The sequence below is a fragment of the Phenylobacterium sp. genome, from assembly GCF_035539035.1.
GTDB lineage: Bacteria > Pseudomonadota > Alphaproteobacteria > Caulobacterales > Caulobacteraceae > Phenylobacterium.
Window position 1 is genome coordinate 260,046 of sequence record NZ_DATLJI010000012.1, and the last position, 11,705, is coordinate 271,750.

At 71.9% G+C, this 11,705-nt stretch carries 10 protein-coding genes and 1 tRNA gene; 5 read left to right on the forward strand and 6 right to left on the reverse strand.

The window, feature by feature from the left end; translation table 11 throughout:
• The first annotated feature begins 8 nt into the window (after positions 1-8).
• On the forward strand, positions 9-638 hold the full coding sequence (locus VM685_RS06535; protein ID WP_325459312.1) for a response regulator transcription factor: 630 nt from the start codon (positions 9-11) through the stop codon (positions 636-638).
• Here VM685_RS06535 and VM685_RS06540 read toward each other — a convergent pair whose 3' ends face one another.
• The 5 genes from VM685_RS06540 to VM685_RS06560 all read right to left on the reverse strand — a co-directional run bounded on the left by VM685_RS06540 (position 639) and on the right by VM685_RS06560 (position 7,901).
• Positions 639-4,028, reverse strand: coding sequence for a hybrid sensor histidine kinase/response regulator (locus VM685_RS06540; RefSeq protein WP_325459313.1), 3,390 nt, complete (start codon positions 4,026-4,028; stop codon positions 639-641).
• 135 nt (positions 4,029-4,163) lie between these two features.
• A complete protein-coding gene (locus tag VM685_RS06545; RefSeq protein WP_325459314.1) occupies positions 4,164-5,837 on the reverse strand; it encodes an MFS transporter in 1,674 nt (557 codons plus the stop codon).
• 142 nt (positions 5,838-5,979) lie between these two features.
• Entirely contained in the window at positions 5,980-6,879 is a 900-nt protein-coding gene (locus tag VM685_RS06550) for an EamA family transporter (protein WP_325459315.1), read from the reverse strand.
• A gap of 115 nt (positions 6,880-6,994) precedes the next feature.
• Positions 6,995-7,069, reverse strand: a tRNA-Gly gene (locus VM685_RS06555).
• Between the two features lie 88 nt (positions 7,070-7,157).
• Positions 7,158-7,901, reverse strand: coding sequence for a DUF6065 family protein (locus VM685_RS06560; protein ID WP_325459316.1), 744 nt, complete (start codon positions 7,899-7,901; stop codon positions 7,158-7,160).
• Between the two features lie 79 nt (positions 7,902-7,980).
• Between VM685_RS06560 and VM685_RS06565 the strand changes: the two genes are divergently transcribed.
• The 4 genes from VM685_RS06565 (at position 7,981) to VM685_RS06580 (ending at position 10,402) form a co-directional block, all read left to right on the forward strand.
• The gene (locus VM685_RS06565; protein ID WP_325459317.1) at positions 7,981-8,511 is read left to right on the forward strand and encodes a prolyl-tRNA synthetase associated domain-containing protein; all 531 of its coding nucleotides are present in this window, start codon (positions 7,981-7,983) and stop codon (positions 8,509-8,511) included.
• Positions 8,512-8,580: 69 nt separating this feature from the next.
• Positions 8,581-9,483: a co-chaperone YbbN gene (locus VM685_RS06570; protein ID WP_325459318.1), complete on the forward strand. Its 903-nt coding sequence runs from the start codon at positions 8,581-8,583 to the stop codon at positions 9,481-9,483.
• Positions 9,484-9,500: 17 nt separating this feature from the next.
• Positions 9,501-10,163 carry an LON peptidase substrate-binding domain-containing protein gene (locus tag VM685_RS06575; protein WP_325459653.1) on the forward strand — a complete coding sequence of 221 codons (663 nt, stop codon included), beginning with the start codon at positions 9,501-9,503 and terminating at the stop codon, positions 10,161-10,163.
• An 11-nt stretch (positions 10,164-10,174) separates the two neighbouring features.
• Positions 10,175-10,402, forward strand: coding sequence for a Trm112 family protein (locus VM685_RS06580; protein WP_325459319.1), 228 nt, complete (start codon positions 10,175-10,177; stop codon positions 10,400-10,402).
• Positions 10,403-10,404: 2 nt separating this feature from the next.
• On the opposite strand, the gene VM685_RS06585 is transcribed toward VM685_RS06580, so the two are convergent.
• Positions 10,405-11,655, reverse strand: a complete 1,251-nt coding sequence (locus VM685_RS06585; RefSeq protein WP_325459320.1) for a UbiH/UbiF/VisC/COQ6 family ubiquinone biosynthesis hydroxylase — start codon at positions 11,653-11,655, stop codon at positions 10,405-10,407.
• Positions 11,656-11,705 lie beyond the last annotated feature (50 nt).

The following is an 11,705-nucleotide window of genomic DNA, read 5'->3' on the forward strand; positions in this document are numbered from 1 at the left end:
GTGCGGAAATGACCGGCGTCCTGCTCGTGGACGACCATCCCCTGTTCCGTGCCGCCCTGACCACGGCTGTGCGCCGCATCGGAGGGGCCCGCACGGTCCTCGAAGCCGCGAGCCTGAAGGAGGCGGTGGCGCTCCTGCGCGACCGGCCGGACATCGCCGTCGTGCTCCTCGACCTGCGCATGCCCGACTGCCAGGGCTTCAGCGGCCTGCTGGAGCTGCGCGGCGCGTTTCCGGACGCGCGCATCGTGATCGTCTCGGCCAGCGAGGACCCCGACACCGTCCGCAGGGCGCTCGCCTTCGGGGCGGCGGGCTTCATCCCCAAGTCGGCGCCGCTCGACGTGATGATGGCGGCGCTGGAGGCGGTGATGGCCGGGGCGGTCTGGACGCCGCCCGGCTACGAGGCCGAGCAGGATGACGAGGCGGTGCAGCGGTTCGCCTCGCTCACCCCCGCGCAGCTCCGCATCCTGGTCAGCATGCGCAAGGGCCTGCTCAACAAGCAGATCGCCTTCGACATGGGGATCACCGAGGCGACGGTGAAGTCGCACATCACCCTGATCTTCCGGAAGCTCGGGGTGATGAACCGCACCCAGGCGGTGGTCGCCGCCGAGCCCATGCTGCTGGACCTCGACGCGGCCTGACTATTCGGCGGCTATCCGCCGCGACTGCGCCAGGAAGGCCTTCAGGGCGCCCGGCTGCACCGGCTTGGCCACCAGCTTCACGCCGAGCCGCCGGGCTTCGTCGCGGACTTGGGCGCCGGATTCCGCCGTCACCAGCGCGGTGCGGCCGAGCCGCGGGCCGAGCCGGGCGATAAGGTCGAGGCCCGTCTCCGCCTCGCGCAGGTGGTAGTCGATGAGGGCCGCGTCCCAGGGCCCTTCCAGCTCGTCCACCGCCTGGCCGGAGAGCGCGGTGTCCACCCGCGCGCCCCAGCGGCGCAGCAGGGCGGTGAGGCTGCGCAGGATGGCTTCCTCGTTGTCGACGCACAGGATGCGCATGCCGGTGAGCGCCCGGGCGCCCGAGCCCGCCGGGGCGACCGCGGCTTTCTGCGGTGCGCGGGCGAGCGGGGTGGTCACCGTGAAGACGCTGCCGCGGCCCACCGCCGAGCGCACGCCCACCGAATGGTCGAGCAGCCGGCCCAGCCGGTCGACGATGGCCAGGCCCAGCCCGATCCCCTGCCCCGAGCCGCCGCCCAGGCGGATGAACTCGTGGAAGATCGTCTCGCGGCTCTCCTCCGGGATGCCGTGGCCGGTGTCCCAGACCTCGAAACGCAGGGCCTCCCCGCGCCGGCGGGCGCCCACCAGTATGCCGCCCGCCTCCGTGTAGCGGACGGCGTTGCTGATCAGGTTCTGCAGCATGGAGCGCAGCAGGTCGCGGTCGGAACTGACCCAGGCGGCGCAGGGGCGAACGCGCAGGCTCAGGCCCTTCTCGGCGGCCATGGGCGCGAACTCCCGCTCCAGCTCGGCGAACAGGGCGGCGACCGAGACTGGCCGGACCGTCGGCCGGACCCCGCCCGCCTCCAGCTTCGACAGGTTGAGCAGGGCGCGCAGCAGGCTGTCGGCCGTGGCGATCGCGCGGTCGGCGTCGCGGGCCAGGGCCTGGGCGTCCGGGTCGCCCTCGCGGAGGTCCTCGCCGAGCGCCGCCACGAAGATCCGCGCCGCATGCAGGGGCTGCAGCAGGTCGTGGCTCGCGGCCGCCAGGAAGCGGGTCTTGGACGCCGTGGCCGCCTCCGCCTGCGCCTTGGCCGCGGCGAGCTCGCGGGTGCGCTCCTCGACCCGCGCCTCCAGGCGCTCGTTGACCTCCTCGAGCGCGGCGGCCGTGGTCTCCAGCGAGGCCTGCCGGCGCTTGTCCTCGGTGATGTCGGTGTAGGTGGTGACATAGCCGCCGCCCGGCATCGGCGCGCCCACCGATCGGATCACCCGGCCGTCGGGGCGCAGGCGCTCGAAGGTGTGCGGCGTGCGGCGCTTCAGGTGCTCCAGCCGGCGCTCCACATGGGCGTCGATCTCGCCCGGCCCGCACTCGCCGCGCTCGGCGTTCAGACGGATCACCTCGGCGATCGGCTTGCCCACGTGGATGAAGCCGCCGGGGAAGCGGAAGAGCTTCAGGTAGGGGGTGTTCCAGGCGATCAGCCGCAGGTCGGCGTCCACCACGCTCACCGCCTGGCTCATGTTGTCGAGCGTGGCCTGCAGGAGCTCGCGGTTGAACTGGATCGCCTGGGCCGCCTCGTCGAGCAGGCGGGTGATGTCGTCGGGCCCCCTCGCCCCTTCCGACAGCGCCGCGGCTATGACGCCGCGCGCCGAGGTCGCGCCCACGGCCCCGGCGAGGCGGCGCTCCACGGCGCGGGCGAGCGTCGCGTCCACCGGCTCGTGGTCGCGCAGGGGACGGCCGAGCTCTCGCGAAAGGTCGGCGAAGGCGCGCTCGGCGGCGGCCTCGCCCATGAACCGGGCCACCAGGTCGCGCAGGTCGGCGACCCGTGCGCCCAGGCCGTGGCCGGGCGCCTCCGCCAGGAACTCGGCGTCCTCCACGAATGCCGCGGCCTGGATCCGCTCGATCAGCCGCGGCCGGGTGGCCAGCGAGACGCCGATGAACAGGGCGACGTTGAGCGCCAGGCTCCAGAGCACGCCCACCACCAGCGGGTCGCCCCGGCCCATCCAGCCCGGCGGATCGAGGAAGCCCAGTTGCGGCAGGGCGATGCTGTAGATCCAGGTGGCGAACCCCGCCGAGAGTCCGGCGATGGCCCCCGCCGCCGTGCCGCGCTTCCACAGCACCGCGCCCATCAGGATCGGGGCGAGCTGGGCCAGGGCCGCGAAGGCTGTCAGGCCGATGGAGGCCAGCGCCTCGCTGTGGTCCATGGCCAGGAAATAGGCCCACGCCAGCAGCAGCACCGCGACGATCGCGACCCGCCGCACGATGAGGATGGTGCGGCCGAAGTCGGCCCGGCGGCCCGCCTCACGCCAGCTCCGCTTGGCGGCGATCGGCAGGATCAGTTCGTTGGAGACCATCGCCGACAGCGCGACCGTCTCCACGATCACCATGGCCGTGGCCGCCGAGAAGCCGCCCAGGAAGACGAACAGCGTCAGCGGCGCGCCACCGAACTCTAGCGGCAGGTCGAGCACGAACAGGTCGGGGTTGGTGTAGGCGGCCGGCAGCAGCGCCCCCGCCGCCACGATCGGCACGACCGCCACCGTGGTGAGCACCAGATAGAGGGTGAAGGTCCGCCGCGCCTCGCGCGCGTCGGCGACGTCGGCCAGCTCGACGAAGCCCATGTGGAACTGGCGGGGCAGGCAGAACACCGCCGCGGCGGACAGCAGGGTCATGATCAGGAAGCGGGCGTCCAGGGTCGGCGGCGCCCCGAGCGGTCCGAGCGCCGAGCCCAGCGGGACCGAGCCGCCCGCCAGCAGGGCCACCGCCAGCAGGGCGGCGGCGAGCAGCGCGACCAGCTTCACCAGCGACTCGAAGGCGATGGCGTGCACGAGGCCTCGGTTGTGCTCGGTGAGGTCCGCGCGCCGCGCCCCGAACAGGATGGCGAACCCGGCCAGGACCGCGGCGATGGCGAGCACCGTGTTCTGCGGCGGCGCCGCGCCGGCCGGCCCGGCGGTGAGCACCGCCCACCCGGTGGCCAGCGACTTCAGCTGCAGGGCGATGTAGGGCAGCGAGCCGGTCACCGCGACGATGGCGGCGAGGCCGCCCAACACCCGGCTCTTGCCGTAGCGGGCGGCCACGAAGTCGGCGATCGAGCCCACGTTCTCCCGCTTGGCCGCCGTGGCGATCCGCCGCCACAGCGGGAAGAGCAGGGTCACCGCCAGCACGGGCCCGAGGTAGATGGTGACGTACTCCCAGCCGGACCGCGCCGCCGTGCCCACCGCGCCGAAATAGGTCCAGCTCGTGCAGTAGACGGCCAACGACAGGCCGTAGATCACCGCGCGGCGCCGGGGCTGGGCGGAACCGGCGCTGCGGCGGTCGCCCCGCCAGGCGACGTTGAACAGCGCGGCCATGTAGGCCGCGACCACGAGGATGACCAGCCAGGCGCTCACGTGCCCTCCGCGACGTCACCGGCGATCAGACGCCCGCGGGGGCGGTTTCGCAACCCGACCAAAGTCGCACCGCAGAACGGAAGCGGGCGGCCACAAGGGCCGCCCGCGCCACGTCCTGCCGTATTGGGGAGGAGGTCAGGCGTGGAGGTCGACGTCCTTGGTCTCGCGCACCAGCAGCACCCCGACCACGAAGGTCACGGCGGCGACCACCACCGGGTACCAGAGGCCGTAGTAGATGTTGCCCGTCGCCGCGACCATGGCGAAGGCGGTGGTGGGCAGGAAGCCGCCGAACCAGCCGTTGCCGATATGGTAGGGGAGGCTCATCGAGGTGTAGCGGATCCGCGTCGGGAACAGCTCCACCAGCATGGCGGCGATCGGCCCGTAGACCATGGTCACGTAGAGCACCAGGACCCACAGGATGGCCACCACGGCGACGTGGTTGACCCGCGCCGGGTCGGCCTTGGCGGGATAGCCCGCCGTGCTGAGCACCGCGCCCATGCTTTTTTCCCAGGCCGTCCGCTGGGCGGTGAACTCGGCCTTCGGCATGCGCTCTCCGGCGAAGGAGGCGATCACCTGGTCGCCGACCTTCACCTGCGCCACGCTGCCCGCCGGGGCGGCCTGGTTGGTGTAGGTGACGCCCGCCTTGGCCAGGTACGACTTGGCGATGTCGCAGCTCTTGTTGAACACCGTCTTGCCGACGGGGTCGAACTGGACCGAGCAGTCGGCGGGATCGGCGATCACCGTCACCGGGCTGGTGGCCGCGGCCTGGGCCAGCTGCGGGTTCGCCGACCAGGTCAGCGCCTTGAACAGCGGGAAGTAGGTCAGCGCGGCCAGCAGGCAGCCGGCCATGATGATCTTCTTGCGTCCGATCTTGTCCGACAGCCAGCCGAACAGGATGAAGAACGGCGTGCCGAGCAGCAGGGCGAGAGCCACCAGGGTGTTGGTGGTCGCCCCGTCCACCTTCAGCATCTTCTCCAGGAAGAACAGGGCGTAGAACTGGCCGGTGTACCAGACCACCGCCTGGCCGGCGGTGAGGCCCACCAGCGCCAGGATTACGATCTTCAGGTTGCCCCAGCGCGCGAAGCTCTCCTTCAGCGGCTGGGTCGAGCCCTTGCCCTCGGCCTTCATCCGCTGGAACGCCGGGCTCTCCTGAAGCTTCAGCCGAATCCACATGGAGATGCCGAGCAGGAAGATCGACACCAGGAACGGCACCCGCCAGCCCCAGTCGGCGAACGCCTCCTCGCCCATCCCCTTGCGGGTGATCAGGATGATCGCGAGGCTCATGAACAGGCCCATGGTGGCGGTGGTCTGGATCCAGCTCGTGTAGAGCCCGCGCTTTCCGGGCGGCGCGTGCTCGGCCACGTAGGTCGCCGCCCCCCCGTACTCGCCGCCGAGCGCCAGGCCCTGGATGAGCCGCAGGGCGATCAGGATGGCCGGCGCGGCGACCCCGATCTGGGCGTAGGAGGGCAGCAGGCCCACCGTGAAGGTGGAAAGCCCCATCAGGAGCATGGTCACGAGGAAGGTGTTCTTCCGTCCCCAGAGGTCGCCCAGCCGGCCGAACACCAGGGCCCCGAAGGGCCGCACCGCGAAGCCGGCGGCGAAAGCCAGCAGGGCGAAGATGTAGCCCGTCGTCTCGTTCACGCCCGAGAAGAAGTGGCCGGTGATGTATGTCGCCAGCGAGCCGTACAGGTAGAAGTCGTACCACTCGAAGACGGTGCCGACGGACGAGGCCCCGATCACGAGCCGATCGTTGCGATCGACGGTGTGCTCGGCCTGTCCGGCGGACGCGGGAATGCTCGCGTTGGTCATGGGCGCCCTCCGATGCTCCCCCTTGTTGGCGGGGCTGTTTTCGTCGCGCGGAGGCTGGTCCTCCGCACGCTCGCAGCGAAATTGCATGGAAGCGGTCGCCTGGGGGAGATCGACCTTCGTCTAGGCCGCAGCGGCGGGCGGCTCAGGTCGGCGGGGCGTCGGTGGCCACCGCGGGCCCGCGACGGGTGGACGACCAGGCCGAGCCCGCGGCCGCCACGATCACCGCCGCCACGCCGAGCAGCTGGGCCGCCGCCATGCGCTCGTGCAGCACCAGGAAGCCGAACAGCGCCCCGAACGCCGGCTCGGTGCTGGTCAGCACCGCGAAGGTGCGGGCCGGCAGCCGCGGCAGGGCGAAGATCTCCAGCGAGAAGGGGATGGCCACCGAGATCAGGGCCACCAGCGCCGCGAGCGGCAGGAGGTGCGGAGCCAGCATGGCCGAGCCGGCGTGCTGCACGCCGACGGGCAGCACCAGCACCGCCGCGATGGTCGCCGCCAGGGCCGGGGTGGAGCGCCCGAACGCCTGCGCCGCCACCCGCCCGAAGAGGATGTAGCCGGCCCAGCAGGCCGCCGCGGCGAGCGCCGCCGCCAGTCCCAGCGGGTCCAGCCGGTCGGCCGCGAGGTCCGCGCCCACCAGGTTCCAGACGCCGAGGCCCGCCAGCGCCGCCCAGAGCACGTCCACCGGCCGACGCGAGCCCAGCACCGCCACGGCCAGCGGGCCGAGGAACTGCAGGGCGATGGCCATGCCGAGCGGCAGGCGCGCGATCGCCAGGTAGAAGAACAGGATGGCGCCCGCCGAGGCGGCGCCCAGGCCCAGCAGCGGAATCCAGGCGGGCTTCGCCGGCCAGTCGCGCCACGGCCTGAGCCACGCCAGCAGCATGGCCGAACCCAGCACCAGGCGCATGGCCGCCGCGCCCTGCGCGCCGACCTCGGGGAACAGGCCCTTGGCGATCGCCGCGCCGATCTGGAAGGCCGCGGTCGCGGCGACGCACGCCGCGACCGGCAGCAGCCGCCCGATCGTCCCTGTCGCCGCCGTCGCCGTCACCCGCTCGTCCCCCGCCGGTCCACATGGCCAGGCCGTCCGGGAAACTCAAGGCTGCGGCGGGGCCCGAAACGCAAAACGCCGCCCCGAAGGGCGGCGTCTGGTGTCCGTCGAATAATGGAGCGGGCGATGAGATTCGAACTCACGACCCCAACCTTGGCAAGGTTGTGCTCTACCCCTGAGCTACGCCCGCGCTCCGCGGAGAAGGCCGGTTCAGGCCGCCCCCGAAATTCGAGAGGCCGGCTTATGGCAGACGGCCCTCAGGTTTGCAAGCGGCCCGATCAGCCGAATTTCGGGGCCTTGAGGCGCCGCTTGTTCACGTGGCCTTCGGGCGCCGGGGCGTCGACCTCTTCGGGGAACTCGCCCTTGAAGTAGTAGCGCTGCCAGGCCTCCTTGGTGGCCTCCGGATCGTTACGGAAGATCTTCTGGTTGAACTCCGAGCGATGCTTCTCCCAGACGTCGTACTGGTGGCGCAGCTCCGGGTCGGAATCCATCCGCCGGATCACCGGCTGGATCTCGTGCAGGGTGTGGTCCTGCAGGAGGGTGATGAAGCAGAACGGCTCGCCCTTCTCGAAGCGCACCTTGCCCGGCCGGGTGAAGATCCAGTTCATCGTGAAGGGGAAGGGCAGCCAGTCGGTCTCCACCACGCCGGCCAGCGGCTGGATGCCGTCCTTCACATGGTTCGGCGGCCCCATCACCCACATCGACCAGCCCGGCGGCGTGCGGAACAGGTAGCCGGCGTGGAAGGTCAGCACCCCATGGCTGAAGTGGGTCTGGGCGATCTTGTGGAAGTCCGGGTGCGGGTTGTCGGGCCGGAGCGTGATGTCCTGCTGGTGCGTGCCGCCGTTCCACTCGGCGGTGAAGCCGACCGGGCTGAGCAGCTCCCAGCCCGAGGAGTTGGCCATGGCCAGCGGCAGGCAGCGGTAGGGGTGGCGGGCGGCGAACCGGTCCATCCAGGCCCGTTGCGGGCGGCCGGGGACGAGCTCCGGCGGGCGCTCGGTGACGGGAAAGCACTGCAGTTCCATCGGGGTTCTCGGGTCTGGAGGTCCCGCGACCCTTAGAGCGCAGGTGGCCTCCCCGTCCAGTTCCGCTATCAGGAAGCCCATGACGGACGTGAAGCCCAAGGACCCTGCCGCCCTGCTGGCCTTCCTGCGCGAGATCGGGGTGGACGCCACGAACCACGAGCACCCGGCGGTGTTCCGCGTCGAGGAGGGCGAGGAGATCAAGGCCCGCATTCCCGGCGCCCACACCAAGAACCTGTTCCTGAAGGACGCCAAGGACCAGCTCTGGCTGATCTCGGCCGAGGGCCATGCCGAGATCGACCTGAAGCGCCTGCACAAGGTGATCGGCTCGGCGCGGCTCTCGTTCGCCAACGCGGCCCTGATGGCCCAGACGCTCGGCGTCTCGCCGGGCTCGGTCACCGCCTTCGGCCTGGTCAACGACCGGGAGCGCCGCGTGCGCTTCGTGCTGGACCGCACCCTGGCGGAGGCCGACCAGGTGAATTTCCACCCGCTGACCAACACCGCCACCACCACCGTGTCCCGGGACGGCTTCCGGCGTTTCCTCGCCGCGATCGGCATCGAGCCCCAGGTCGTGGACTTCGAGGCCATGGCGATCGTGGAGCCGGTGCGTTGAAGCTGTCGCCTGGTGCGACCATCTTGGCGGCAAGGCGTTTTTAGGAATGACGAGGCGAGGGACGCGCGGATGACGCTCATCGGGGAAACCGCCGGCAAGCCGGCCGGCGACATCATCAAGGACGGCACGGACGCGAGCTTCGTGGCCGATGTCGTCGAGGCGTCGAAGACGACGCCGGTGATCGTCGACTTCTGGGCGACCTGGTGCGGCCCCTGCCGCCAGCTCGGCCCGGCGCTCGAGAAGGCGGTCACCGCCGCCAAGGGCGCGGTGAAGCTGGTCAAGATCGACATCGACAAGAACCCGGCCTTCGCCGGCCAGCTGCGCGTGCAGTCGATCCCGGCCGTGTTCGCCTTCGTCGACGGACGGCCCGTGGACGGCTTCATGGGCGCCCTGCCCGACAGCCAGGTGAAGCAGTTCGTCGACCGCCTGGCCAAGCAGGGCGAGGGCGGCGCCTCGCCGGTGGACGACATCCTGGACATGGCCCGCGAGTCCCTCGAGCTCGGCGACCTCGGCGGCGCGGCCCAGGCCTTCGCCGAGGCGCTGCGCCACGATCCGCAGAACGTGAAGGCCATGGCCGGCCTGGCGCGGGTCTATCTGTCGTCGGGCGACACCGAGCGGGCGCAGGAGATCCTGGGCATGGTCCCGGAAGGCGCCAAGGACCCAGAGCTCGACAGCGTCCGCGCCGCCCTGGCGCTGGCGGCGGAGGGCGATTCCGAGACCGCCGAGTTCGAGCAGCGCCTGGCCAGCCACCCCGGCGACCACGAGGCGCGCTTCGAGCTCGCCCGGGCGCTCGCGGGCCGCGGCCGCATGGAAGAGGCCGTCGACCACCTCCTGACCATCATCGAGGCCGACCGCGACTGGAACGACCAGGCGGCGCGCAAGCAGCTGCTGACCATCTTCGAGGCCGCGGGCCACACGTCCGAGGTCGCCAAGCAGGGCCGGCGCAGGCTGTCGGCGATCCTCTTCAGTTGACGCGCAAGGGCAAGACCATGGCGCCTTACCGGCGGACCGCCGACCTGCCGCAGGTCATCCCGGTGTTCCCGCTGGACGGGGCCCTGCTGCTGCCGGGCGGCGACCTGCCGCTGCAGATCTTCGAGCCGCGCTATCTCAACATGATCGACGACGTCATGGCCGGCGACCGGATCGTCGGCATGATCCAGAGCAAGGCCGGCGGCGACCGCACGCGGCCGAAGCTGGCCGACGTCGGCTGCGCGGGCCGGATCACCAGCTACGCCGAGACCTCCGACGGCCGCTACCTGATCACCCTGACCGGCATCTGCCGCTTCGAGGCCGGCGAGGAGCTGAACCTGCGCACGCCCTACCGCCAGCTGCGGGCCCACTACGACAAGTTCGAGGCGGACCTCAGCGAGGACGAAGACGCCGTGGCCGAGGAGGGCGCGCGCAGCCGCTTCGCCAAGGCGCTCAAGCGGTACCTGAACCGCCGGGAGCTGGACATCGACTGGGAGACGGCCAGCGGCGCCCCGCTGGAGGCCCTGGTCAACAGCCTGGCTATGGGCCTGCCGTTCGACCCCGCCGAGAAGCAGGCCCTGCTGGAGGCGCCCGACCTGAACGGCCGCTTCGACGCGCTGACCACCCTGCTGGAGATCGACGCCCTCGAGGACGGCGATGACGGCGGTCATTCGGTGCAGTAGAAACCGCAGCCATGAGCGAACCTGACGCGCCCGAGACGGCTGTTCCGGAAACCCCGACCATCGAGGTCGACGTCGACCCGCGCCTGCTGGAGGTCCTGGTCTGCCCGGTGACCCACGGGCCGCTGGAGTTCGACCGCGCCAGGGGCGAGCTGGTCAGCCGCCGTGCGAAGCTCGCCTACCCGATCCGCGACGGCGTGCCGATCATGCTGCCGGAAGAGGCCCGCGAGCTCACGGACTAGGCCTACAGCGCTTCTCCGCGCAGCAGCCGCGGCAGGTCGCCCACCGCGCCGCCCGCCTCCTGCATGAAGAACCGGCGCGCCGGGCCGATGCGGTTGACCGCCGCCATGCCGACCCCGCGGGCCAGCCGCGCCACCGGGTTGTCGTTCGAGAACAGCCGCACGAAGAGGTCCATGCCCGCCGAGAGCGTGACGGTGTCGAACCGGCGCCAGGCGGCGTAGCGCTCCAGGACGGCTTCCGAGCCGAAGTCCTCGCCCAGCCGGCAGGCCTCGACGACCACCTCCGCCAGGGCGGCTGCGCCCTTCAGCCCCAGGTTCAGCCCCTGCCCCGCGATCGGGTGCACGCCGTGGGCGGCGTCGCCCAGCAGGGCCACGCGCGGGGCGACCAGCCGCTCGGCCAGCTGCAGGCTCAGCGGATAGGTGAACACCGGCCCCTCCACCACCGCCTCGCCCAGGTGGTCGCCGAACCGCCGCTGCAGGTGGGCGTGGAAGACCTCCGGCCGGGCCGCCTTGAGCGCCGCGGCGCGCGCCGTGCTCTCGGTCCAGACCAGGCTGGCGCGGTTGTCGGTCAGCGGCAGGATGGCGAACGGCCCGCCGGGCAGGAAATACTCGTGGGCCACGCCATGGTGCGGGCGGGCCAGCCGCACGGTGGCGACGACGCCGGTCTGCCGGTAGTCCCAGCCCAAGACGCCGATCCCCGCCGCCTCGCGGATCACCGACCCGCGGCCCTCCGCCCCCACCACGAGCGGCGCGGTCAGCGTGCGGCCGTCGGCCAGGGTCACCGTCGCGGCGCGCGCGTCGAAGGTCGCGGAGACCACGCGGGCGGGCGCCAGCACCGGGATGCCCGCCGCCTCGACGCCGGCGGCGAGCGCCGCGCGGGTGTGGCGGTTCTCCACGAGGTAGCCCAGCGGCTCGCCGTCCGCCCGGTCGGCGATCTCGGCGGCGTCGAAGCGCAGGAAGAAGGCGGTGGGCCCGCTGGCGGCCGCGCCAGGGGTGCGGCCGTCGGTGACCAGGATCTGCTCGATCCGCTGGGCGTGCGGCTCGAGGCTTTCCGCGAGGCCCAGGGCCCGCCACTGCCGGAAGGCGGCGAAGGCGATGGCCGAGGCCCGGCCGTCGAAAGTGGGCGCAAGCTGGCTGTCGAAGGCCACGGGATCGACCAGCACGACCTTGAGGCCGGCCTGGTGGAGGGCCAGGGCCAGGGTGGCGCCGGCCATGCCGGCCCCGGCGATGATCACATCGGCGTCGTAGGCGCTCATGCGGCGGATAGGCCACGGGCCGGGCCTTTCGTCCAGCCGCCGCAGGAATT

Coding starts and splice junctions, on each gene's coding strand:
- VM685_RS06535 (WP_325459312.1), top strand. CDS start 9: ATGACCGGCGTCCTGCTCGTGGACGACCATCCCCTGTTCCGTGCCGCC.
- VM685_RS06545 (WP_325459314.1), bottom strand. CDS start 5,837: ATGACCAACGCGAGCATTCCCGCGTCCGCCGGACAGGCCGAGCACACC.
- VM685_RS06560 (WP_325459316.1), bottom strand. CDS start 7,901: ATGGAACTGCAGTGCTTTCCCGTCACCGAGCGCCCGCCGGAGCTCGTC.
- VM685_RS06565 (WP_325459317.1), top strand. CDS start 7,981: ATGACGGACGTGAAGCCCAAGGACCCTGCCGCCCTGCTGGCCTTCCTG.
- VM685_RS06570 (WP_325459318.1), top strand. CDS start 8,581: ATGACGCTCATCGGGGAAACCGCCGGCAAGCCGGCCGGCGACATCATC.
- VM685_RS06575 (WP_325459653.1), top strand. CDS start 9,501: ATGGCGCCTTACCGGCGGACCGCCGACCTGCCGCAGGTCATCCCGGTG.
- VM685_RS06580 (WP_325459319.1), top strand. CDS start 10,175: ATGAGCGAACCTGACGCGCCCGAGACGGCTGTTCCGGAAACCCCGACC.
- VM685_RS06585 (WP_325459320.1), bottom strand. CDS start 11,655: ATGAGCGCCTACGACGCCGATGTGATCATCGCCGGGGCCGGCATGGCC.